The organism is Micromonospora halophytica, assembly GCF_900090245.1.
Classification (GTDB): Bacteria; Actinomycetota; Actinomycetes; order Mycobacteriales; family Micromonosporaceae; genus Micromonospora; species Micromonospora halophytica.
Genome location: NZ_FMDN01000018.1, coordinates 69,780 through 93,626, shown reverse-complemented (window position 1 = coordinate 93,626; position 23,847 = coordinate 69,780). Strand labels below are relative to the sequence as shown.

Annotated in this window: 20 protein-coding genes; 3 read left to right on the top strand and 17 right to left on the bottom strand. The window is 73.5% G+C overall.

Annotation, left to right across the window (positions count from 1 at the left end):
* Window positions 1–21 precede the first annotated feature (21 nt).
* From GA0070560_RS21195 to GA0070560_RS21150, 10 genes are all read right to left on the bottom strand, one after another.
* Window positions 22–504, bottom strand: a complete 483-nt coding sequence (locus tag GA0070560_RS21195; RefSeq protein WP_091300682.1) for a poly-gamma-glutamate biosynthesis protein PgsC/CapC — start codon at window positions 502–504, stop codon at window positions 22–24.
* Window positions 501–2,549: a poly-gamma-glutamate synthase PgsB gene (gene pgsB, locus GA0070560_RS29560; protein WP_091300680.1), complete on the bottom strand. Its 2,049-nt coding sequence runs from the start codon at window positions 2,547–2,549 to the stop codon at window positions 501–503. Before pgsB ends, GA0070560_RS21195 begins: the two co-directional genes overlap by 4 nt.
* Before the next feature lies 1 nt (window position 2,550).
* The gene (locus GA0070560_RS21185) at window positions 2,551–4,776 is read right to left on the bottom strand and encodes a hypothetical protein (protein ID WP_139131556.1); all 2,226 of its coding nucleotides are present in this window, start codon (window positions 4,774–4,776) and stop codon (window positions 2,551–2,553) included.
* A gap of 151 nt (window positions 4,777–4,927) precedes the next feature.
* Entirely contained in the window at window positions 4,928–6,244 is a 1,317-nt protein-coding gene (locus GA0070560_RS21180; protein ID WP_245675633.1) for a CapA family protein, read from the bottom strand.
* 56 nt (window positions 6,245–6,300) lie between these two features.
* Complete coding sequence (gene topA, locus GA0070560_RS21175; RefSeq protein WP_091300676.1) at window positions 6,301–9,099, bottom strand: type I DNA topoisomerase; 2,799 nt, start codon at window positions 9,097–9,099, stop codon at window positions 6,301–6,303.
* Window positions 9,100–9,611: 512 nt separating this feature from the next.
* The gene (locus GA0070560_RS21170) at window positions 9,612–10,232 is read right to left on the bottom strand and encodes a hypothetical protein (RefSeq protein ID WP_091300673.1); all 621 of its coding nucleotides are present in this window, start codon (window positions 10,230–10,232) and stop codon (window positions 9,612–9,614) included.
* A complete protein-coding gene (locus tag GA0070560_RS21165) occupies window positions 10,223–10,765 on the bottom strand; it encodes a hypothetical protein (RefSeq protein WP_091300671.1) in 543 nt (180 codons plus the stop codon). The genes GA0070560_RS21170 and GA0070560_RS21165 overlap by 10 nt, the downstream gene beginning before the upstream one ends.
* A gap of 105 nt (window positions 10,766–10,870) precedes the next feature.
* Window positions 10,871–13,228, bottom strand: a complete 2,358-nt coding sequence (locus GA0070560_RS21160; protein ID WP_091300669.1) for a sodium-translocating pyrophosphatase — start codon at window positions 13,226–13,228, stop codon at window positions 10,871–10,873.
* A 318-nt stretch (window positions 13,229–13,546) separates the two neighbouring features.
* Window positions 13,547–13,984 (bottom strand): ATP-binding protein, encoded by a 438-nt coding sequence (locus tag GA0070560_RS21155; RefSeq protein ID WP_091300667.1) that lies wholly within the window; start codon window positions 13,982–13,984, stop codon window positions 13,547–13,549.
* A complete protein-coding gene (locus GA0070560_RS21150; protein ID WP_088977080.1) occupies window positions 13,981–14,337 on the bottom strand; it encodes an STAS domain-containing protein in 357 nt (118 codons plus the stop codon). The genes GA0070560_RS21155 and GA0070560_RS21150 overlap by 4 nt, the downstream gene beginning before the upstream one ends.
* A gap of 141 nt (window positions 14,338–14,478) precedes the next feature.
* On the opposite strand from GA0070560_RS21150, the gene GA0070560_RS21145 reads away from it, so the two are divergent.
* From GA0070560_RS21145 to GA0070560_RS21135, 3 genes are all read left to right on the top strand, one after another.
* On the top strand, window positions 14,479–17,058 hold the full coding sequence (locus tag GA0070560_RS21145) for a DEAD/DEAH box helicase (RefSeq protein WP_245675632.1): 2,580 nt from the start codon (window positions 14,479–14,481) through the stop codon (window positions 17,056–17,058).
* A gap of 351 nt (window positions 17,059–17,409) precedes the next feature.
* Complete coding sequence (locus GA0070560_RS21140; RefSeq protein ID WP_091300665.1) at window positions 17,410–17,616, top strand: hypothetical protein; 207 nt, start codon at window positions 17,410–17,412, stop codon at window positions 17,614–17,616.
* A gap of 47 nt (window positions 17,617–17,663) precedes the next feature.
* A complete protein-coding gene (locus tag GA0070560_RS21135) occupies window positions 17,664–18,242 on the top strand; it encodes an LURP-one-related family protein (protein ID WP_091300663.1) in 579 nt (192 codons plus the stop codon).
* A 198-nt stretch (window positions 18,243–18,440) separates the two neighbouring features.
* Here the strand turns inward: GA0070560_RS21135 and GA0070560_RS21130 are convergent, their stop codons facing one another.
* The 7 genes from GA0070560_RS21130 to ssd all read right to left on the bottom strand — a co-directional run bounded on the left by GA0070560_RS21130 (window position 18,441) and on the right by ssd (window position 23,627).
* On the bottom strand, window positions 18,441–18,830 hold the full coding sequence (locus GA0070560_RS21130) for an Rv3654c family TadE-like protein (RefSeq protein WP_091300734.1): 390 nt from the start codon (window positions 18,828–18,830) through the stop codon (window positions 18,441–18,443).
* 71 nt (window positions 18,831–18,901) lie between these two features.
* Window positions 18,902–19,270 (bottom strand): TadE family type IV pilus minor pilin, encoded by a 369-nt coding sequence (locus tag GA0070560_RS21125; protein ID WP_091300661.1) that lies wholly within the window; start codon window positions 19,268–19,270, stop codon window positions 18,902–18,904.
* Window positions 19,267–19,395 carry a DUF4244 domain-containing protein gene (locus GA0070560_RS21120; RefSeq protein WP_208418639.1) on the bottom strand — a complete coding sequence of 43 codons (129 nt, stop codon included), beginning with the start codon at window positions 19,393–19,395 and terminating at the stop codon, window positions 19,267–19,269. The genes GA0070560_RS21125 and GA0070560_RS21120 overlap by 4 nt, the downstream gene beginning before the upstream one ends.
* A gap of 74 nt (window positions 19,396–19,469) precedes the next feature.
* Window positions 19,470–20,273, bottom strand: a complete 804-nt coding sequence (locus GA0070560_RS21115) for a type II secretion system F family protein (protein ID WP_425412686.1) — start codon at window positions 20,271–20,273, stop codon at window positions 19,470–19,472.
* Complete coding sequence (locus tag GA0070560_RS29950; RefSeq protein ID WP_091300731.1) at window positions 20,270–21,328, bottom strand: hypothetical protein; 1,059 nt, start codon at window positions 21,326–21,328, stop codon at window positions 20,270–20,272. The genes GA0070560_RS21115 and GA0070560_RS29950 overlap by 4 nt, the downstream gene beginning before the upstream one ends.
* On the bottom strand, window positions 21,325–22,530 hold the full coding sequence (locus tag GA0070560_RS21105; RefSeq protein ID WP_091300657.1) for a TadA family conjugal transfer-associated ATPase: 1,206 nt from the start codon (window positions 22,528–22,530) through the stop codon (window positions 21,325–21,327). The genes GA0070560_RS29950 and GA0070560_RS21105 overlap by 4 nt, the downstream gene beginning before the upstream one ends.
* Window positions 22,527–23,627 (bottom strand): septum site-determining protein Ssd, encoded by a 1,101-nt coding sequence (gene ssd, locus GA0070560_RS21100; protein ID WP_170839514.1) that lies wholly within the window; start codon window positions 23,625–23,627, stop codon window positions 22,527–22,529. Before ssd ends, GA0070560_RS21105 begins: the two co-directional genes overlap by 4 nt.
* Window positions 23,628–23,847: the final 220 nt, after the last annotated feature.

Sequence of the window (23,847 nt, the reverse complement as noted above, 5' to 3'; positions counted from 1 at the left end):
GATGTTCCCTTCGCGCCCCGGTCAGCTCACCGGCACCAGGCCGGCAAGGATGCCACTGATGACGATCAGATACGAGCCCACCGTCACCGCCCCGGTGGCGAGCAGGGTGGCTACCGGCGGCTGCCGGACGAGTTGGTAGGCGATCAGGCCGGGCGCGACGAAGCCCAGCGTCTGGTGCGAGAAGAGCAACGGGAAGTCCTGCTGGACCACCAGGAACAGCGTCGTCTGGAGCAGCACGCTGAGCAGCACGATCGCCGCGAACAGCCGCTTGCCGTAGAGGATGACGACCTTCTGCATGAGCCTCGTCAGCCCCCAGGTCACCCCGGTCATCACCACGATCACCGCGACCTGCCGATACTCCTCGACCAGCGCCAGCGCGACCCAGCCCGGCGTGATCATGCCGCCCGGGGAGAGGTTCGTGGTCAGGTAGCAGGCCAGCGCGAGCACCAGTCCCACGCCGAGGCAGAGGGTCGCCAACGCGGGGGTCAGTTCTCCGTTGATCATTCAGGGCTCCGGTAGACGGACGGCCGCTGCCATGGCGGCGGCCCGGGGGCGGATCCGGGACGACCGGACTGGTCGGGGTCATCGGGCGGCGGGCCGTACCGGGCGGGGTGACCGGCGCCGTTCCAGCCGGGGGCCGGCTGCTCGGCGGCCCCCGGGGCGGACCAGCCGGGGTAGGGCGCGTCGGAGCCGCGCGGCGGACCACCGAGGTCGTCCTCCGCGAGCGCCCGGTAGGCGGCGGCACCCGGGCCGCGACCCGGCTCTGGCGGCGCGTCCGGGCCATACCCGCCGGGGACGCTGCCGCGCTGATGGTGGTCGTACGAACGGCTCCCCGCCGGCGGGCGGGACGGGACCGCGTGGTCACCGTGACCCTGCTGGCGGTGATCCCAGCCGCCCTGTTGGGGGTCAGGCCGGTGGTGACCGGCCGCACCCGGTGCGGTCGGCCGGGCCGGCACCGGCTCCGCCGTGCTGTACCGGGTTGAGGTCGGGTCGGGGCCGACCCTCGACCGGGAACCCTGGGTCCGGTCGCGGTCGTGGTGCTGTGCCGGGACCGGCGGAGGTCCGGGCGGAGCCGGCGGAGGTCCGGGCGGAGCCGGCGGAGGTCCGGGCGGAGCCGGCCAGGTGGCAGCAAGCCCTGCTTCCGCGCCACCGGCAGCGTGCCCCCGAGGTCCGGCCGCCCAGGACGGGCCGGCGGCCACAAGCCCGCCTGGGGCCTGCCCGGCGGCGGCCCGCTGGGCCGGCGGCGCCGACGCCGGACGGCCGTACGTGGACCGCACCGCCTGGACCTGCCGCGGCAAGACGACCTCCGTCGGCGCGTCCGTCACCGGGACGGCCGGAGCGTGTCCGGCCGAGGGGACGGCGGACTCGTGGGGCGCCGGCCGCTCCAGTCGTTCGAGCTGGGCGAGCAGGATCTCGCCCTGGCCGTGGATGTTGCCGATGGCGAGCACCGAGGCGTACCGGTCGATGGTGCCGAGCACGCCGTCGAGGAGTTCTCCGGCCTCCAGCTTTCCGCCCAGGTCCACCACCCGGTCCTGCCACTTGTCGTCGATCTTCACGCGGGCGCTGCGGGTCGGGTCGCCGATGAGGATCACCTTGTCGGGATCGATCCGGGACACCAGCGAGCCCATCTGCCCGTTGCGCTCCACCCGGTCCGGCCGGCAGTTGATGAGCACATGCAGCGGACGTGGGATGGACCCCTGCGCCTGCAACTGTTGGATGTTCATGAAGGTCGACTCGGGGTCGTTCGCCGCGAAGATGTTCGCGAACCGCAGCGACTTCGCGTCCGCCCGGTACTCCTCCACACTGAGCACACCCGGGTCGGGCGGGGCGGTCCACATGCCCTTCAGCGCGTCCCGCCGGCTCACCCCGAGCAGCTCCGCCACGGCGAGCACGATCGCGACGTTCTCCTTGAACGTCGTCCAGCTGAAGCCCTTCATCTCTTCGTCGGTGACCGACTCCGGGTCGACCGCGACCAGCTTGCACTGCCGGCGGTCGGCCTCCTCCTGGAGTATGTGCAGCCGGTCCTTCTCCGCCGTCACGCAGATCCCACCGACCGGCATCGACCGGCTCAGCGACCGGGCAACGTCGTCCAACGTCGGGCCCATCTCTGCCAGGTGGTCCTCTCGCACGTTGCAGAGGATGCCGATTGTGGACTGGATCAGCTTGGTCTGGTTGAGCTCCTGCAACGGCGGCATGACCGCCATGCACTCGATGACCAGCACGTCGGGGAAGTACGAGGCGGCCCGCCGGACGATGCCGATCTGCTCGACCACGTTGGCGATGCCGAACTTCCGGTAGACCGGCTCTTCGCTGGCGTCAGGGAAGATGAACCGGGCGGCCGTGCCGGTGGTCTTGGCCACCACGGTGAGCTTGCCGCCGCGCAGTGCGCCCGCGCAGAGCCGGGTGATCGAACTCTTGCCGCGGATGCCGTTGACCAGCACCCGGTGCGGGATGCTGTGCAGGCTCTTGTGGTGGTTGCGCTGCTCCACGACGCCGGCGGCCAGCAGGCCGAGGCAGGCGAGGACGAACACGACATAGAGGAACAGCATCTCAGCCGCCCCTCCGGCGCCGCTCCGGCACCTTTGTCATGATCACGGTGTTCATCCCCTCCACGCCACGCAGCCGGGCCGCGCCGCCGAGCCGCTGCTCGCCGTGCACCGCGGCCTGGCGGCAGACCTCCAGGCACACCGCCACCGCGCCGATATCGTCGTGCCAGCGGGGTGAGACGACCCGGTTGGTCTTCCCCTCCGCCAGCGCGCCCGCTTCCCGGGCCAGGTTGCGCAGCGGCCGCAGCTGGAAGAAGTAGTGCCAGCTGAACAGCAGTAGTCCGATGCCGACCGCCACCACGAGCACCAGCATCGACCCCTTGCGCAGGGCGTTGTTCGGCAGCGCGTAGTCGGACACCGGCCGCCGGGCCACGAGGGTCCACTCCAGCTGCGCCGTCGTCCCCTCCAGGGAGACCGGCGTGGCGACCAGCAACTCCCGACGGCCGTCGAGCTCGGTCACCTCGGCGTACGGCCGGCCGGTCAGCGCGGCGGCCGACGCCGACCGCACCTGCTCGACGGTGACCGCCTCGAAGGCGAGATATCCCGAAGTGTCCAGGATGTCGCGCTGGTCGATGTCGAGCACCTGGACTCGCCCCGGCATCCGGTCCAGCAGCCGGGACAGGTGCCGGACGTCGTACTCGGCGACCAGGGCCCGGCCGTCGGCGAGCTGGTAGTAGGCGTAGACGATCGGCAGCCGGCCCTGCACGTCGTAAAGGTTGACGCCGCTCTCCCCCGGCACCGGGCCCGCCGGTCGCATCGGCTCCCGGCCCGCGCCGACCACGGTGTCACCGCCCGCCGACACGAGGTAGACGCTACGGAAGCGCGGGTTATCGTCCACGAGGCGGTCGACGACCTTGCGCATCCCCGAGGTGTTCGCCTTGCCATGGTCCCGTCCGGTGTCGGCCAGCATGGCGAAACCACCGTCGAGGGTGTCGCTGAGCGAAGCGGCGACCGCGCTCGCCTGGTTCTGCGCGTCCCGGACGACCTGGCCGGGCAGTTCCCGCTCGGCCGGGGCGAGGTTGGCCACGATCAGGCCGCTCGACGCCAGGATCACGAGGGTGGCTCCGATCACCCACCACGTCGCGCCGACCCCGCCGGGCCGCTCGTCCCGCCGTACCCCCTTCGTGCCGTCACGCTGAGTCGCCAGCGTGTCGAAGGCAGCGCCGATCCGGTTGGCCTCCCGGTTGACCGTCCGCAGCGGCCCGGCGACGGGATTGCCCGACGCGGTCGCCTTGGCGTGGTCGAGCAACCGGCGTACCGGCCGGACCAGGCCCAGCCACGTGACGAGCAGGACGAGCAGCGACGCGACGAAGAGGACGGCCGCGGTGAACAACGGTTCACGGCTCACCCGCTCGACCGTGACCGGGGCGGACACCACCGAGACGACCGAGAAGCCGAGGTTGCCGACCACCGAAGCCGTGACCAGCGGGGCGACCGGATCGGCGGCGGTTGCGTCACCGGTCGGCGCCGGACCGGCGATGCCCGACCGGGTGACGGTGTGTTCCTCGGCGCTCGCGGTGAGCGCGCGGTCGAGCAGGGCCTCGACCGGGCCACCCGCCTCGACCGGGGTGCCCTGGGCCAGGGCGCGGCCGACGCCGGGAACAGCGATGAGGATGGCCTGCCGGGACCGCGGGTCGAGACGCAGCGAGCGCACGCCCAGGTCCAGCTCGCCGACGAGGAGGGCGCCGCTGGCGAGCGGCTCGACCAGCAGCAGGCGCGGGTCGTTCCCGTCGACCAGCGGCAGTGCGGCCCGGGTCGGGGTGAGGCCAGGCGGCAGCGTCACGGGCTGACCGACCGCCGCCGTCGGGGCGCGGCTGGTGCTGTCCACAACGGCCACGCCCCGCCACATCGGATGGCCGTCGACGAACCTGCTGAGCAGGGGCCGGGCCTGACCGGGACGGTCGTTGCAGTCGGCCGCGAGCTCGGTCAACTCGTCACGGCTGCGGCCCACGGAGTTGCCCAGGCCCCGGGCGAGCCCCTCCACGAACTGGCGCTGCGACTCCGTGACGGCGGTCGGCACCCCCGCCGGGCTTACCCGGTCGAGGTGGACGAAGGCGAAGGCGGCGAGGAGCGCGAGCAGGATCGAACCGACCACGACCGGTGCGCCGAGACCGGTGAGCGGACGCGGCGTGGGGAGCTGCTTCTCCAAGCTGATCAGACGCCACCGGGCGAGCTGCTCAGGGGAGTCACCTGGTCGCCGGCGGTCCGGACGGCCGGCGGGAGGTGCCACGTTCATCCGCGGGCCCCGGCCTGGACAGTGTCAGCCAACGTCGTTTCCTCCCCGTGACGGCCAGCAGGCGAGGCTAGCAAAAGAGCGTCCGGCGTGCCCAGCGCCGACCGTCGATCGGTGACAAGGTACGCCCGACCCGCCCTGGCCCCGCTCATGCGCTCGGCGTGGAGGGCGTTCCGGGGTCGCCGGCGTCCGCAGTGGCCGGTGGCGGGCCCAGGACCCGCAGGCCGGCGTCGTCGCCGCCCTTGGCGAACAGGTGGCCCCGAATCCGGTCGAGCGCGGCCTGGTAGACGATCCGACGGCTGTCCGACGTGGCTGGGTCCGCCAGCGCGGCCGGCAGGTCGACCAGCCGGACGTCCGGGTTGAGGTCCACCCAGGTGGGAATCGCCTCGGCGGTGGTGATCCGCCACTTCTTCGACGCGATCTCGGTGAACGTGAATCGGGCCATCACCCCCTCCCGGTTGGCGAACACCGGCTCGGCGTGCCGGGCGACCTGGTTGCCCATGCCGTAGACCACCCAGTCCTGACCCATCTTCTCGATCGGCTGCACCACGTGCGCGTGGTGGCCGAGGATGAGGTCGATGTCGGCGGACCTGATCAGCGGCCCGGCCCACTTCTCCTGGTTGGCGTCCGGCTGGTTCTGGTACTCGGTGCCCCAGTGCAGGCTGAGCACGACGATCTCGGCACCGGCGCCGCGCAGCTTCTTCGCTGCGGCGAGGATCTTCCGGGGCTCGATGAGGTTGGCGATCCACTCCTTGCCCGCCGGCCGGGTCAACCCGTTGAAGTGCACCGTGTACGACAGGTGCCCGACCTTCACCCCGGACCGCTGGTAGATGCGGGGAACCAGAGCCTCCTTCGCGCTGCGCGCGCTGCCGGTGTGCCCGATCTTCGCGGCGTCGAGCGCGTCGAGGGTGCGCCGGACCCCTTCCTCGCCGTGATCGACCGTGTGGTTGGACGCGGTCGAACAGGCGTCGAATCCAGTCCCCCGGATGGCGTCCACCACCTGCGGCGGAACGCTGAACTTCGGGAAGCCGACGAACGGGCCGGCCGTCGGGGCCAGCGGGGTCTCCAGATGGCAGATCGCCAGGTCGACGGCGGCCACGGTGGGGCGAACGTGCTGGAACAGCGGGTTGAAGTCGAGCCCGTCCCGGATCCCGGCGCGCTCGGCGTCCCGCCGCGCCTGGTACGTCAACTCCGGGTGCACCAGCACGTCACCGGCCCCGAGGATGGTGAAGAGCCGCCGACCGGACTTGTCCCGTCGAGGCTCGGGGTCGCGTGGGGTCTCCCGGGTACCGGCCGCGGCGGGCGCGCGCCCCGGCTTGACGGACTCCGTGGTGGCATCACCGTCCCGCCCCCCGAGGCCCCACACCATCATCCCGGCCCCGGCGAGCACCGCCAGCACCAGGATGACGATGCCCGTCACCCTGGCCCCGCCGAGCCCACCGCCTCCGCCGTCCCGTTTAGACACCGCGACAGCGTAGGACAAGATTCCACCTCAGGTGGAACCGACCGGAATGCCGTTGGTCACTCGCCCTCGGTGACGGCAGCCGCCTTCCGCGGTGCGGCCTTCTTCGCGGGCGCGGCCTTCTTCGCCGTCGTCTTCTTGGCGGCCGTCGTCTTCTTCGCCGCCGTCTTCTTCGCCGGGGCCGCCTTCTTCGCCGCCTTCTTCTTCGGCGCCGGGCCCTTGGCCCGCTTCTCCGCCAGCATCTCCGACGCCTCTTCGAGGGTCAGTTCCTCCGGGGTCTGCGCGCGCCGCAGCGACGCGTTGGTCTCCCCGTCGGTGACGTACGGCCCGAACCGCCCGTCCTTGATGACCAGCGGCTTCTCGGTGAGCGGGTCGTTGCCCATCTCCCGCAGCGGCGGCGCGGCGGCCCGGCGCTGGCGCGTCTTCGGGGCGGCCAGCAGGGCCAGCGCCTCGTCCAGCGTGACGGTGAACATCTTGTCCTCGGAGTCCAGCGAACGGAACTCGTCACCACGCTTGACGTACGGGCCGTAGCGGCCGTTGTTGGCGAAGACCTCGACGCCGTCGGGGGCCACCCCGACCAGGCGGGGCAGGCTGAGCAGCTTCAACGCCTCGTCGACGGTGAGCGATTCCGGCGACTGGGAGCGGAGCAGGGAGGACTTGCGCTCGCCGCTGGCCACGTACGGGCCGAACCGGCCGGACTTCAGCAGGATCGGCTCGCCGGTGGCGGGGTCGTCGCCGAGCTTGCGCTCACCCCCGCCGCCGAGGAACAGCTCGTGCACCTTCTCCGGGGTCAGCTCGTCCGGGGCGAGGCCCTCCGGGATCGGAGCACGGTCGCCCGGGGCACCGCCCTCCTCACCCTCCCCGGTCGGGGCCGGCTGCTCGCCGGGCACCGCCCGCTGGAGGTACGGCCCGTACCGGCCCACCCGGACGACGACCTCGCGCCCCTCGTCGTCGGTGAAGAGCGGGATGGAGTTGACACTGCGCGCGTCGATGTCGCTGAGGTTCTCCGTGACCAGCTTCTTCAGCCCACCGGCGTGGGCGATCGCCTGGTCGCCGGTGCCGTTGGCGCTGCCGAAGTAGAAGGAGGTGAGGAAGTCGACCGCGGCGTGGTCACCACCGGCGATCTCGTCCAGCTCGTTCTCCATGCTGGCGGTGAAGTCGTAGTCGATCAGGCGCGGGTAGTGCCGCTCCATCAGACCGATCACCGCGAACGCCAGGAACGTCGGGATCATCGCCTGGCCGCGCTTGGCGACGTATCCGCGGTCCTGGATGGTCTGCATGATCGACGCGTACGTCGACGGGCGGCCGATGCCCAGTTCCTCCAGCGCCTTGACCAGCGACGCCTCGGTGTAGCGCGACGGCGGCTGGGTGTGGTGGCCCTGCGCGGCCAGTTCGTCGGCGGTCAGCGGCTGGTCCTTCACCAGGTTCGGCAGCCGGCGCTCGGCGTCCTCGGCCTCGGCGGTCTCGTCGTCGCTCGACTCGACGTACGCCCGCAGGAAACCCGGGTCGGTGATGGTCTTGCCGGTCGCGCCGAAGTCGGCCTCCTCCTGGGCGGAGGAGACCGCGCGGATGCGCACCGAGACGCTGGAGCCGACCGCGTCGGTCATCTGCGACGCGATGGTCCGCCGCCAGATCAGCTCGTAGAGCTTGAACTCCTCGGCGGAGAGCTCCTTGGCCACCTCGCCCGGGGTGCGGAAGTTGTCCCCGGCCGGGCGGATCGCCTCGTGCGCCTCCTGCGCGTTCTTCACCTTGCCGGTGTAACGACGCGGCTCCGGTGGCACGCTGCGCTCACCGTACAGCTCGACGATCTGCCGGCGGGCCGCCGCGATGGCGGTCTCCGACAGGTTCACCGAGTCGGTACGCATGTAGGTGATGTAGCCGTTCTCGTAGAGCCGCTGCGCGGTGCGCATCGTCTGCTGCGACGAGAACCGCAGCTTGCGGGCCGCCTCCTGCTGGAGGGTGGAGGTGATGAACGGCGCGTACGGGCGGCGGCGGTAGGGCTTCTCCTCGACCCGGGTGACGGTGAACTGCCGCCCCTGAAGGCGGGCCGCCAGGCCGCGCGCCCCGCTCTCGTCGAGGTGCACGACGCCCGCGCCGGGCCGCACCCGGCCGGTGGTCGGCTCGAAGTCCTTGCCGGTGGCGATCCGGTCGCCGTTCAGCGCGACCAGGGTGGCGGAGAAGTTGCGCGGCCCCTCGCCCGGCCGGGCCACCGCGAGGGTGGCCAGGATGTCCCAGTACTCGGCGGTGCGGAAGGCCATCCGCTGCCGCTCCCGCTCGACCACGATGCGGGTCGCCACCGACTGCACCCGGCCGGCCGAGAGCTTCGGCATGACCTTCTTCCACAGCACCGGCGAGACCTCGTAGCCGTAGAGGCGGTCGAGGATGCGCCGGGCCTCCTGGGCGTCGACCAGGTCACGGTCGATCTCCCGCGGGTTGGCGACCGCGGCCTGGATCGCCGGCTTGGTGATCTCGTGGAAGACCATCCGCTTGACCGGCACCTTGGGCTTGAGGGTCTCCACCAGGTGCCAGGCGATCGCCTCGCCCTCGCGGTCCTCGTCCGTCGCCAGGAAGATCTCGTCGACCTCCTTGGCCAGCTTCACCAGCTTGCTGATCTGCTGCTTCCGGTCGGCGGAGACCACGTAGAGGGCGTGGAAGCCGTTGTCGACGTCCACCCCGAGCCGGGCCCACGGCTCGCCCTTGTACTTGGCCGGCACGTCGGCGGCGTTGCGCGGAAGGTCGCGGACATGACCGAAGCTGGCCTCCACGACATACCCCGGGCCGAGATAGCCCGAGATCGTCTTGGCCTTCGCCGGTGACTCGACGATGACCAGACGGGTGGTTCCAGCGTTGCTCGGCACGTCTCTCCCCGACCTCACTCCTGCTCCATGCCCGATTCGGGCCGTGTTGCACCTGCCGGACCACCGGCGGTCCGGATGTCCAACGTAACGCGCCGCCCGGGTTTCGGGTTTCGCGGGCGGCAATCAGCCCCGCGCGGTGGTACGCGACCGGTGCCGCGCGGGCTTCACGGGCCGGACGGCGCCACCGTACACCGTGGGTAGGGTGCCAGGCGGGTCACTGTGACGATGGCGGACCCTCGGCCGAGGTCCACCGGCCCGTTCCTACCCGGCGGAGCGCCGGCCGGCTGTCCTTGATCGGACACCTCGCCGCCTTGACCGCCGCGGGACCGACGCCCGGGGCGAGCCCAGCCGTCCGCAGGGCCCGTCGTGATCGACTCCGTTGCGGCGAAAGAGCGCCGTCCCGGCCGCCTCGACCCCACCACTACGCCGCCATGGAGTTGATCAAGGCAGCCGGGCCGGCCCGAGCGCGGACAGGGCCGGGCCGGCCGGAGCGGACAGGGCCGGGCCGGTCGTCAGGCCGGGGCCGCCGGCCAGGCCTCCGGCGGCGCGGCGGCCGGTCGCTCCCCGACGAGTTCGGCCAGCCGGGCGAGTCGCCGCCGGCCGGCGATCCGGAACGCCGGACCACCGACGTCCGGCTCCACCACCGCCGTCGGCAGTCCCACGGCGGCCAACGCCGCCCGCACCGCCGGCCACCACTCCTGGTCGGCCGCGCCCAGTCCCAGCAGGAAGCCGGCGGGATCGCCGGCGCCGGCGGCAGCCAGCCAGAGCCGCAGCCGCCGCCCGTTGAGATGGAAGCCGGCGGGCGGCCGCTTGCCCACCGGACCGGCCAGCCAGGCCGAGGCCAGCGGCGCCAGGGTCCTCGCGTACGACGTGCGGACCGCGAACCGCTGATCCTCGGTCGCCTCCCAGCCCGCGGCGAGCCCGCGCAGCCGCAACTCGGCGACGAGCACGTGCACCCGCCAGGCGGCGTCGACCACGATCGACAACCGGGCCGTCCGGCCCATCCGGACCACCTCCCCCGGGCCGGCGAGCAGGCCGGCCAGATCGGCGACGGACGGATCCGCCGCCTCGGTGCCGAACAGCGAGAGCTGGCGCACCGGTCCGGGAGGTGTGTCGGGAGGGGTCAGCGACACTCCGGAACCTCGTCGAAGGCCTGTTTGAGCTCTTCAGAGTTGAGCTTGCTGGTGTCCAGCGCGCTCGCGTCGTACTCCTTGGTCAGCGTGTCGACCGCGGCCTTGACACCGTCGTAGAAGGCGGTGGCCTCGCCGGTGCCGAGCCCGTCGATGGTGTCCCGGGCCCGGCCGTACGCGTCGCGGACCTTCTCCAGCGTGGCGCGGAAGCCCCGGGAGATCTCCTCACCGTGCTCGGTCTCCGGGACGCCCGCGTCGGCGACCCGGCGGCGGGCGGTCTCGCTGGCCTCCTCCGCACCGGCGAAGAGCCGTACCAGGTTCTCCTTGGCCTGCGCCGGGGTGGTCTGCGCGGTCATCTGTTGGTCGGTGCTGCTGGTCAACTTGCTGATCTCGGCCCGCCAGGGGGTGAGCGCCTCGCAGACCGAGGCGGCCCAGGCGCGCGGGCTGGGCCCGCCACCGCAGCCGCTGACGACCAGCACGAGCGTGGCCAGGACCACCGTGAGCTTTCCGGCGGCTGCCGCCCGGCACGTACGCATGCGTTGCAGCGTACGGCCTCGCGGTGAATGCGCCACCGCTCAGGCGGACGGCGGACGGGTCCCCGGCCGGCACGCGACACCGGCCGGGGAACCCGCCGTCGTGACTCAGGCGCTGACCGCCTCGGCACGCTCGGCGCTGCCCGCGCCGGGGTCGTTCCCGTCGGCGGACGAGTCCATCGCGACCCCCTTGCGCTTGCTGAAGACCACCGCGGCGACCACGATCAGGGTCGCGACCACCGCGACGCCCACCCGCAGCGGGGTGTTCTTCTCGTCGCCCACGCTCCAGGCCACCACGGCCGGCGCGATCAGCAGCGAGACCAGGTTCATCACCTTGAGCAGCGGGTTGATCGCCGGCCCGGCGGTGTCCTTGAACGGGTCGCCGACGGTGTCGCCGATGACCGTCGCGGCGTGCGACTCGGAGCCCTTGCCGCCGTACGCGCCGTCCTCGACGAGCTTCTTGGCGTTGTCCCAGGCGCCACCGGAGTTGGCCAGGAAGACCGCCATCAGCGTGCCGGCCCCGATCGCCCCGGCCAGGTACGACGCCAGCGCGCCCGGGCCGAGGCCGAAGCCGACCGCGATCGGGGCGAGGATGGCGAGCAGGCCGGGGGTCATCAGCTCGCGCTGCGCGTCCCGGGTGCAGATGTCGACGACCTTGCCGTACTCGGGGCGCTGGGTGCGGTCCATGATCCCGGGCAGCTCGCGGAACTGCCGGCGGACCTCCATCACCACTGCGCCGGCCGAGCGGGACACCGCGTTGATGGCCAGCCCGGAGAAGAGGAAGACCACCGCCGCGCCGATGATCAGGCCGACCAGGTTGCGCGGGTTGGACACGTTGAGCGCGTTGAGGATCTCGGTCCCGACGTCGCCGACGCCGGCGTCGGCGTACGAGGTGCGCAGCGTGTCGGTGTACGACCCGAACAGCGCGGTGGCGGCGAGCACCGCGGTGGCGATCGCGATGCCCTTGGTGATCGCCTTGGTGGTGTTGCCGACGGCGTCGAGCTCGGTGAGGATCCGGGCCCCGTTCTCGTCGATGTCGCCGGACATCTCGGCCACACCCTGGGCGTTGTCGGAGATCGGGCCGAAGGTGTCCATCGCGACGATCACGCCGACGGTGGTGAGCAGGCCGGTGCCGGCCAGTGCGACCGCGAAGAGCGAGAGCGTGATGGAGCTGCCGCCGAGCAGGAACGCCCCGAAGACGCCGGCGCCGATGAGCAGCGCCGAGTAGACGGCCGACTCCAGGCCGACGCTGATGCCGGCGAGGATGACGGTGGCCGCGCCGGTCTGCGAGCTCTTGCCGATGTCCTGCACCGGGCGCCGGTTGGTCTCGGTGAAGTAGCCGGTCAGCGCCTGGATGGCGGCGGCCAGCACGATACCGATCACCACCGCGCCGATGGCCACCGTCCGCGGGTTCTGGTCGACGTCGGTGAGGCCGCCCTCCAGTTCGCCGAAGGTCGCCGGGAGGTACTGCCAGGTGGCGATGGCGACGAGCACCGCGGAGAGCAGCGCGGAGATGTAGAAGGCCCGGTTGATGGCGGTCAGGCCGTTGCGGTCCGAGGCGCGCAGCCGGGTGATGAAGACGCCGATGATCGCGATGAGCACACCGATGCCGGAGACGATCAGCGGGAAGACCAGGCCCTGCTCGCCGAAGGCGGCGCGGCCGAGGATCAGCGCGGCGACCAGGGTGACCGCGTACGACTCGAACAGGTCGGCGGCCATGCCGGCGCAGTCGCCGACGTTGTCGCCCACGTTGTCGGCGATGGTGGCGGCGTTGCGCGGGTCGTCCTCGGGGATGCCCTGCTCGACCTTGCCGACCAGGTCGGCGCCGACGTCGGCGGCCTTGGTGAAGATGCCGCCGCCGACCCGCATGAACATGGCCAGCAGGGCGGCGCCGAAGCCGAAGCCCTCCAGAACGGTCGGAGCGTCGCCCTCGAAGATGATGACGACCAGCGCGGCGCCGAGGAGGCCGAGCCCGACGGTGAGGAAGCCGACCACACCGCCGGTGCGGAAGGCGATCTTCATGGCGGCCTCGCGCCCGCCCTGGGCCTCGCGGGCCGCCGCGGCGACCCGGAGGTTGGCTCGGGTGGCCAGCCACATGCCGGCGCCGCCGATGAACGCGCTGAACAGGGCACCGACCACGAAGAACGCGGACCGGCCGATCTTCACCGCGACCTCACTGCCGTCGGTGTCGTGCACCGGTAGCAGGAAGAGGAGCACGACGGCGACGACGACGAAGATCGCCAACGTCCTGAACTGCCGGAGCAGGTACGCGGAGGCGCCCTCCTGCACCGCCCCGGAGATCTCCTGCATGTTGGTGGTGCCCTTACCGGCTGCCAGCACGGCCTTGGTCAAGGCGGCGGCGAAGACGAGGGCCACCGCGGCGATGACCGCCGCGATGACGACGTACGTCAGGTTTGCTCCGGTGAGGGACAGCGCGCCGCCTTCGGCGGCCAAGGTCCCGGACATCTATGTCCTCCTGTACCGAACACTGTCGCGTCGGCCGGCGGACGTACTGACCGACGCCTGGATGCGGTGGCGCACGCGCTCCTGCCCAGCCGGCGGACCAAGATCAACGTCCATATCCGCTGGCTGCGGGAAGGAACCCGTGCTGACAACTCACAGACTGTAGCCCCGCCGCGTGTCGGAGGTCACATGCGGGGGACGCCGTGTTTGGATGATCTTCGCAACTGTGTTATGAGGAAAAATCTGATATAGGGGGCCATCAGCACGACGAGGCCGTGACCCCACACAGGGTCACGGCCTCGTCGGCGGAGCGTATTGCGGTCAGCGGCCGACCGGCCACACCATCCGCACCTCGGTCCCGACACCCTCGTCGACCGGGCGGACCTGCAGATCCTCCACGAAACCGGCGAGCAGGGCGAAGCCCACACCGGTGGTCAGCGCCTCGTCGGTGAGCGACTCGTTGGCCAGCTCGTCGGCGTTCAGCGCGGCCAGGCCGATGCCGGCCTCGATCGGCGCCCGGTCGACCACCCGCACCTGGTACGACCCCGAGTCGGACATCTCCACCAGCACCGGGTCGGGCACCCCGTACTGCCGGTGCAGGGCGACGGCCCGGGTGCACGCCTCACCGATGGCCAGGCGCACCTCGTCGAGCAGGTCCTCGCGCACTCCGGCCCGGCGGGCCACCGCCACACCGACCAGGCGGGCGGTACGCACGTGCACCGGGGCCGGGGAGAAGGAGAGCCGGACCGTCGCCATCACGCGCCGGCGCCTGTGGGATCCGCCGCGATCGCCGCCTCGACCGTGGGGTGCAGCGGGAAGACCTGGTCCAGTGCGGTGATCCGGAATATCTTGAGCAGCGGCTCCTTGTCGCAGACCAGGGCGAAGGAGCCACCGGCCGCGCGGAGCCGCTTGAGGGCGCCGACCAGCACGCCGAGGCCGGTCGAGTCGAGGAAGTCGACCCGGCCGAGATCGACGATCACCTGCCGGACCCCACCGTCGATCAACTCCAGGAGCCGTTCGCGCAACCGGGGTGCGGTGTAGACGTCCACCTCACCGCCGACCTCGAGCACCGTGTGCTCCCCCACGGTGCGGGTCGCCAGCGACAGCTCCATCAGTCCCTCCTCCGAGAGCCGTAAACTCTCCTGGGCATCTAACCATCCCCGCCACAGTGACCTCCGGTCACCGGCGGCGGCTCCTCCTTACCCACGCCCCCGGTCGTTCACCACCCGAACACCAGTGCGAAAGTGCAGGACGTGAACCCCGCAGCCACCGTATCCGCAGGTCCGGGCTCCGGTCGACCGCTGACGGCGGCGCCCGGCGACCTGCTGCGCCGGCTGCGCGCCCGCCACCACGGCATCGACCCGGTGACCCACGTGCAGCGGGTGCCGGCCCGCCCCGGGCAGCCCGCCGGATGGCCCGGGTGGGCCCCCGAGGAGCTGCGGGTGGCGCTCGCCGGGCGCGGCGTCGTCGCCCCCTGGCGGCACCAGGCCGAGGCCGCCGAGCTGGCGTACGCCGGAAAGCACGTGGTGGTGGCCACCGGGACGGCGTCCGGCAAGTCCCTGGCGTACCAGCTCCCGGCCCTGTCCACGCTGCTCGCCGACCCCCGGGCCACCGTGCTCTACCTGGCACCGACCAAGGCGCTCGCCGCCGACCAGCTACGCGCCGTCGCCGGCCTGGAACTCGACGGGGTACGCCCCGCCACCTACGACGGGGACACCCCACGCACCGAGCGGGAGTGGATCCGCCGGCACTCCCGGTTCGTGCTGACCAACCCGGACATGCTGCACCACGGCATCCTCCCCGGGCACGCGCACTGGTCCGGCTTCCTGCGCCGGCTGGCGTACGTGGTCGTCGACGAGTGCCACACCTACCGGGGCGTCTTCGGCTCCCACGTCGCGCATGTGCTGCGCCGGCTGCGCAGACTCAGCGGAAGTCCGGGCCGTACCTCCTCTGCCGCACTCGCCGGCTCGCGCCGGGCCCCGACCTTCATCCTGGCCTCGGCGACGTCGGGTGACCCGGCGACGGCGGCCGGCCGGCTCACCGGCCTGCCCGTCACCGCCGTCACCGAGGACACCTCGCCGCGCGGCGGGGTGACCTTCGCGCTCTGGGAGCCACCGCTGCTGCCCTCCTCCGACGCGTCCGGCACCGACGCCGACCTCCGCCAGGTCCGCCGGTCGGCGCTGCGGGAGACCGCCGACCTGCTCGCCGACACGGTCGCCGAGGGGGTACGCACGCTCGCCTTCGTCCGCTCCCGGCGCGGCGCCGAGGTGGTGGCCGCCAACGCCCGGCGGGCGCTCGACGAGGCGGTGCCGGGGCTGGGCGACCGGGTGGCCGCCTACCGCGCCGGCTACCTGCGCGAGGAGCGGCGGGAACTGGAACGCGCGCTGCTGCACGGGGAACTGCTCGGCCTGGCCTCCACCAACGCGCTGGAACTCGGCGTCGACCTGGTCGGACTGGACGCGGTGCTGATCTGCGGCTGGCCCGGCACCCGGGCCTCGCTCTGGCAGCAGGCCGGCCGGGCCGGCCGCTCCGGCGACGAGGCCCTCGCCGTGCTGGTCGCCCGGGACGACCCGCTAGACACCTACCTTGTGCACCACCCCGAGGCGCTGTTCGGGCGGCCCGTCGAGGCGACCGTGCTCGACCCGGCCAACCCGTACGTGCTCGCCCCGCAGCTCGCCTGCGCCGCGTCCGAGGCCCCGCTCACCCCCGCCGACCTGGAACTCTTCGGCGACGGCGCGAAAGAGGCGGTGGACTCGCTGGTCGAGGCGGGCGCCCTGCGACAGCGCCCGACCGGCTGGTACTGGCGGCACCGGGAGCGGCCCGAGGTCGACCTGCGCGGCGAGGACGGCACCCCGGTCTGCGTGGTCGAGGCGGCCACCGGGCGACTGCTCGGCACCGTGGACGGCGGCTCGTCGCACTTCCTCATCCACCCCGGCGCGGTCTACCTGCACCAGGGCGTCTCGTACGTGGTCGACTCGCTCGACCTGGCCGACGGCTGCGCACTGGTGCACGCCGAGGAGCCGGACTGGTCCACCCACGCCCGGGACGTCACCTCCCTCTCCGTGGCGTCGGTCCGGTCGTACGTGGACGCCGGGCCGGTCGGACTCTTCCTCGGCGAGGTCGACGTGACCAGCCAGGTGGTGTCGTACCAGCGCCGGCGGATCGCCTCCGGCGAGGTCATCGACACCCGGCCGCTGGACCTGCCCGCCCGGGAACTGCGCACCGTCGCGGTCTGGTTCACCGTGTCACCGCGGTCGCTGGCCCTCGCCGGCGTCGAGGCGGCCGACATCCCGGGCGCGCTGCACGCCGCCGAACACGCCGCGATCGGGCTGCTGCCGCTGATGGCGACCTGCGACCGCTGGGACATCGGGGGCCTTTCGACGGCCGTGCACCCGGACACCGAGGCGCCGACCGTCTTCGTCTACGACGGCCACCCCGGCGGCGCGGGCTTCGCCGAGCGCGCGTACGCGACGGCGGCGGCCTGGCTGCGCGCCACCCGGGACGCGATCGCCGAATGCGGCTGCGAGTCCGGCTGCCCGTCCTGCGTGCAGTCCCCGAAGTGCGGCAACGGCAACAACCCGCTGTCCAAGCCGGACGCCGTCCGGGTCCTCGACGTGGTGCTCACCAACCTCCCCGCACCGTCCGAGGACGAGCCGGCAGCGGTGGCGTCGCCGGCCGGCGACGCCACACACGGGGCGGCACCGGAAGGTGCCGTGGTGGCGGGGTCTGCGGCGACCGGGGCAGCGGCCGGCGGGTCGGCGCCGACCGGCGACCCGGGTCGTGACGTGACCAGTGGCTCGGGGCCGACGGTGCCCCGCCAGGTGGGGCAGTAGCCGCCGGGCGGCCGTGGCCCTGCGGCACGCCGCAGCGGTGAGGTCTGCGCGACGCGCTGGCCCGCTGGCCGCGACGGCCTGCCCTCGCAGTAGTCCGCCGGACAGCCGTGGCACCGTGACTCGCCGGAGCGGCGTCGTCTGGGCGAGGAGCGGCGTTCGTCAGTCGGGATACGGCGATCGCCCCGCAGCGGTGTGCCTCGCGTCCGTCGGACCGGGTGGCGGAAGGTGTGCATGAGCGACGCGGCAGGTGGGCAAAAGAGCCTATGGGAGCGCTTCCATCATCGGCCTGGCCGGTTCGGAGGCACCCGACCGACCAGCTGACCCTGCCGTTCTTCTTGTCGAGGAGGAGCCGTGGCCGACACGATCGCCGAGACCGTCGACCTGCTCTACACGATCGACCAGGACAAACTCACCCCCGACCAGCAGATCGCCCTGGGCTCCGCATTGGCCACCCTCGCGCAGGCGGAACGACTGGACCAGATCAACGAGCGACTGCGCAGCATCCACCAGGTGCTGAACACCTGGGCGATGAAGTCGACCCTCGAGGGAGGGCGTTGACCGGCGGGTTGTGCGAGACTCCGGCGCACACTTCGGAGGAGATCTTCATGCAGCTCGACAGTTTGCAGACCCAGCACCAGTTCCACATCCGGCAGCGGATCCGGATGATGGTCAACCAGTACGAGGTCCACGCGGTGGCGCCGGACGGCGCCGAGGGGGAGCTGCTGGCGTTCGCGCAGCAGAAGCGGCTCGCCTTCAAGGAGCAGGTGACCATCTACACCGACGACTCCAAGCAGCAGCCCCTGCTCGGCTTCAAGGCCCGGCAGCGGCTCGACCTCGGCGCCACCTACGACGTCACCGACCACGCCGGCACCCCGATCGGGCTGTTCCGCAAGGACTTCGCCCAGTCGCTGCTGCGCTCCACCTGGCACGTCGAGCAGCCCGGCCTGCCGCAGGTCACCGGTCAGGAGCGGAGCATGCCGGTGGCGCTGCTGCGCCGGTTCGTCGACTCGCTCTCCTGGCTGCCGTACCACTTCGACTTCGTCGCCGGCGGCCAGCCGGTCTTCTCGGTGATCAAGAAGTGGGGCCTGCGCGACCGGTACGTCGTCGAGGTGCAGAACCCGCAGATCGACCGCCGTCTGGTGATCGCGATGGCGATCGGCCTGGACGCGCTCCAGGGCCGCTGACCCACCCGCCGGCTGGGGTGTGTGCCGTACGACCCGCACCCCGGCCGGCCCTTCCGCAGCCCGCCGGGAGTGGGGACCCGGGCGATCGGCCCGGCCGCGCCGGCCTCGACCGCGCCGACTCCGACCGCCAGCCTGGACCGCACGGTCCCGGCGACACGGTCCCGGCCGCACGGTCCCGGCCGCACGGTCCGGGCACGGTCAGTCACGGATCGGACCGGCGCGGGCGGTGGCGGTGGCCGTCCGGTGGAACCCCGGCAGCGGCGTCACCGGCACCTGCACCGTCACCAGCGCGTCGAGCCCGTCCAGCCGGCACCCGGTCAGCCGGGCCCCGTTGGCGGAGGCCAGCTCACCCGCCGCAGCACAGGCCGACGCGTCACCACGCAGCGCCTGCCCCGCCGCGGCGAGCGCCGCGAAGTCGGCACCGACCCGGGCCTGGTGCCGCGCCACCCGGGCACTGCCGATCGCCGCGCCGAAGACGCCCACCAGCACGAACACCAGACCGACGACGAGCAGGCACACCGTCGCACCGCCCCGGTCGGCACGACACCGGTCGACCCGGGCCCACCCCGGGCACGGTGACCTCGACAGACGCCCACGGCAGCCGGCCGGCGAGACCCCGCCGGAGCGGTCCCCCACCGGACGCCCGGAGTGATCCACCGTCACGGCTCGGCCCCCGGGGATCCCGGTTCGACGGCGGCCACCGCGGTGACCTCGACGGTGAGCCGGGGCAGCCGGGCACCGAGGGCGCGTACCGGGGCTCGGACCGTCGCGGTGGCCCGGTCCCCCTCGACCGACACCGAGACCGTCGCGGCGGACGGGGCGATCCGCGTACCGGCCGCCACGCCGTCCGCGCCCCGGGCGGTGGCCAGCGCCGCTTCCCGGGCCGCGTCCAGACAGGCGGCCCTCGTGGTGACCGCGTCGACCGCGGTCACACCGGTCAGCAGGAGCAGGAGCAGCGCCGGCAGGCCGGCCGCCAGTTCGGCGGTGAACGAGCCCCGGTCACGGCCGGCCCGCCGGCGCGGGCTCACTTGAGGGCCCGGTCGATCACCGCGGTCAACGCGGACTGGACGTTGCCGGAGGTGAGCACCTTGAGCAGGATGCCGGCGAAGGCCACCGCGGCGAGGGTGCCGACGGCGTACTCGGCCGTGTTCATCCCGGCGTCCCCACGCAGCCGGGTGCGGATTCGGGTACGGAGTCTGCGCACTGTGTGTCCCTTCTCGATGGTTGTCAGAGCACGTCGCCGAGGACGGCGACGATCACCGGCACCAGACCGGCGAGAATGAAGGCCGGCAGGAAGCAGAGCCCCAGCGGCAGCACGATGAGCACCCCGGCCCGGCGGGCGGACGCCTCGGCGGCGGTGGACCGGTCGGCCCGCAGGTCGTCGGCGACCCGGGTCAGCGCACCGGCGAGCGCGGCACCGCTACGCGAGGAACGCAGCGCCGCAGCGACGAGACGCTCCGCACCGGGCACCGGGGCCAGGTGCGCCCAGGCCTCCTCCGGACCGCCGCCGAGCAGCAGCGTCCGACCGACCCGGCCGAGACGTTCCGCCAGTGGCCCGCCGAGCGCGTCGGCGACGGCCAGCACCGATCGGTCCACCGGCGCCCCGGCCCGTAGCGCCATGGCCAGCAGGTCGGCGGCGAGCGGAAGGTCGCCGGCCTCCCGCAGCCGGCGGGCGCGGGCGGCCCGGGGCTCGATCCGCCGCAGCAGCCGGTCCGCCACGAGCGCGGTCACCGCCCCGGCGAGACACCCCGGCACACCGCCGAGCAGCACCGCGACCGCCAGCCCGGCCAGCCCTGCGCCGAGGCGTACCGGGTCGGGCCACCAGGGCGGTCGGCTCCGCCCGGCCGGCGCCTCCACCGGGACCGGACCGGTGGCCCCCGCACGTTCGGCTTCGCTCCCGGCGTTGCCGACCCCACCCGGAGTACCGGCGGGCAGCATCCGCAGCCGCCGGGCCGGCGGGGACGCCGCCGGGCGTACGGCCGCCACCAGCGCCGCCACGACCAGCAACACACCCGCGACCGCCGGGCTCATCCGCTGTCCCCGTCCGGGACCCGGCCCAGCCGCTCGGTCCAGAGCAGACCAGCGATCTGAAGAACCATCGCGGTCACCGCGCTGACCGCCCCGACAGGGGTGTGCAGGAGCACCGCCAGCGGGTCGGCGCCGATGCCGTAGCCGAGCCCGATCCCGCCGAGCGGGAGGGCTGCCAGCAGCAGCGCGGTGGCCCGCGCGCCGGCGGCCTGCGCGGAGGCGGCGGCGAGCCCGCGGTCGAACGCCCGGGCGTCGGCCTCGACGCGTTCGAGGAGTTCCGCCAGGGGCGCGCCGGTCCGGTCGGCGAGCCGCACGGCAGCCCGGGTCAACCGGCCGAGTCGGTCCGGGTCGCCGTCCGGCTCCGGGACGGGCAGCCCGGCCCGCAGGTCGGCGGCGAGGGCGCTGAGCTGGTCCAACCGGCGGCGGCGCTCCCGAGCGGCGTGCCGCCCCGCCCGGCCCCGGTGGACCGCTCGGGCACCCAGCGCCGCGTACCCGGCGAGCAGGAGCCCGGCGACCGGGCCGGCGGTGACGCCGCCCACGCCCGCGCCCACCACGCCCACCAGGAGCAGCGTTCGGCGAGGGTGGGCCGACAGTCGCCAGCCTGAGACGACCGTCGACACCGGGCCGGACAGGTGATGGGTGATCTCGCCACCCGCCCGACGGCGGGCCGCCGGAGCGAGGCCGGACGCCGGGGCCGGCCCGACCGCCGGTGCGGGCTCCGGCAGCCACGGCGGGCGACGAGAGTCCCGCCGCCCAGGTGGGCGGGGCGACGGTGGGCGGCCTCCCGACCGGGGCGGACCGGCCGGCACGTCCTGGGCGGCCGGTGCCGCCACGCATCGCCCGTCGCTGCTCGACCGGGACAGCGGTGGCGACCCGGCTCCGGCGGACGACGGCGCGACGGGACCGGACGACGGCGGCGCGGCGGACAGGGCGGGGAGAGCGGACACGCCGGCACCGAGCAGCGCCCGGCGACGACGTCGGATCCGGCGTGCCGGCCAGGCGACCACCATCGCTGCGGCGGCCAGAAGTGCCGCCACGGTCCAGAACGTGGACGTCATGCCGGGCTCGCCGATCCCGGCCACGGTTCGCAGAGGATCGGCGGCACCGCCACGCCGCGATCCCGCAGCAGGGTGGCGAGCGCCCGACCGGCCAGCCCGAGCCCTCGCCCCCGGATCCAGACCGGGACCACGGTGACCAGCCGTTCGGGCCCTTCGGGGAGCAGGAGGCAGATCGACTCCAGCACCCGACCTCGGGATCCACGGCGTACCTGGAGCAGCACCTGGAGCGCGGCCGCCACCTGGGCGTGCAGTGCCGCACGGGGCAGGCCACCGAGCAGCCCGAGCGCCTCCAGCCGGGCCGGTACGTCCGCCGGGGTGTTCGCGTGCAGCGTGCCCGCCCCGCCGTCATGGCCCGTGTTGAGCGCGGCGAGCAGGTCCACCACCTCCGCGCCCCGGCATTCCCCCACCACCAGCCGGTCGGGACGCATCCGCAGCGCCTGCCGGACCAGGTCGCTCAGCCCGACGACGCCCGATCCCTCCACGTTGGCCGTCCGCGCCTGGAGGCCCACCACGTGCGGATGCACCGGGTGCAGCTCGGCGGCGTCCTCCACCAGTACGATCCGCTCGGTCGCCGGCACCAGCCCGAGCAGGGTGTTGAGCAGGGTGGTCTTCCCGGATCCGGTGCCCCCGGTGACCAGGTACGCGAGGCGGGCCGCCACCACCGCCGACAGCAACGGGGCGACGGGGCGCGGCACGGTGCCCTGGCGTACCAGCTCGTCGAGGGTGAACGGGCGCTGCCGGAAGGTGCGCAGGGACAGGTAGGGGCCGTCGGTCGCCACCGGCGGCAGCACGGCGTGCAACCGGGTGCCGTCGGGCAGCCGCGCGTCGGCGTACGGGCAGCCGTCGTCCAACCGGCGGCCGGCCGCTGCGGTGAGCCGCTGCGCCAACCGTCGTACGTCGTCGACGGAACCGAGCGGCACCGCCACCTGGCGCAGCCCTTCGCCCCGGTCCACCCAGACCCGCGTGCCGTTGACCAGGACGTCGGTGACCTGCGGGTCGGCCAGCAGCGGGGCGAGCGGCCCAGCGCCGACGAGATCGTCGTGGACCCGGTCGGCCATCCGCAGCACAGCGGTGTCGCCGAGGACGGCGGCGGTGGGCTCGGCGCGTACGGCGGAGACGATCGCGGCCGGGGTGACCGGGACAGCCGAGCCGGCGATGCGCTGCCGGACCCGGGCCGACAGGTCCTCGGGGCGGGCGCTCACGCCGCACCCGGCACGGGCAGGCCGGTCAGTTCACCGACGAGGCGTCGGCAGAGCGTCGCGAGCGGCCCACGCCCGGCAGCCGCAGGCGCCTCACCGCGTTCGAGCCCCCGGCACAGCGCCGGTTCGGGTCGGAGGGTGCCGGCGAGCGGCAGGCCCAGGGCACGAGCCACCTCGACGGCCTTCAGCCGGCCGGGGGCGGGGCCACGCACGATCACCCCGAGTGCCGTGCAGTGCGGTGCCGCCGCGGCCACCACCCGGGCCGCCGACGCGGTGGCCCGCAGCTCGGCCGGTACGACCACATACGCCTGGTCGGCCGCCTGCAACGCGACGACGGCGGCGGCGTCGAGCTGACGGGGCACGTCGACCACGACGAAGTCCCGCCCTCGGCGGGCGGCGTCCATGGTGGCAGCCATCGCCTGCGCGGGCAGGGCGAGCAGGTCGCCCCGGTCCCACGAGAGCACCACCAGGTCGCCCCGGCTGGGCAGGGCCCGAACCAGCGCGGGGGCGTCCACCCGCCCGTCGGCGTCGGTGAGCGCCGGCCAGCGGAGGCCGTCGAGTTCCTCCCAGCCGAGCACCAGGTCGAGCCCGCCACCGAGCGGGTCGGCGTCGACGAGGAGGGTGTGCAGCCGGGCGCGGGCGGCGGTGACGGCGAGGCCACCGGCGAGGACGCTGGCCCCGGCGCCGCCCCGACCGCCGAGCACCGCGACGGTCCGCGCCGCCCCGCCGGCCGGACGGTCGGACCCGCACTCGATGAACCGGTCGACCAGCCAGGGTTCGGCGGCGGGAAGGGTGGCGACGTGTTCCGCGCCGATCAGCTCGGCGATCTCCCAGCTGGGGTCCAGTTCACCGGCGCGTCCGACCAGCACGGTGCGCGGCCGCCGGGGCAGCCGGGCACGCAGGCACGCCTGCGCCTGGTCACGGCCGACGAGCACCAGCGGGGCGGGCAGCCAGCGCGCCCGGGCGGCGGCCGGGTCGGCGGCCAGCTCGACCTCGGTGCCGCCGGCCGCAGCGAGCCGGAGCAGTTCGTCGAGGAGGTCGCCGTCGGAGGTGACCAGCAGCGGCAGCCGCCGGTGGGGTGGGAGGGAGGTACGGGGCATCACGGCCTCCAGCGGTCGGGCTCGGGGGTGCTGACCGAGACCCTGCTCCGGGGGAGCCAGGTCCGCCGGCCCGCCACCATCACCTGTGGACGACGGAGGGGCCTGTGGACGACGGCCGTACCGGGCGACGATCTGCTATGGGGGCCCGGGACCGACACGTAGCGTCACCTCAGGAATTCCATAACAGCGTCGTGGATCTGAATTCCGTTACACGCGACAG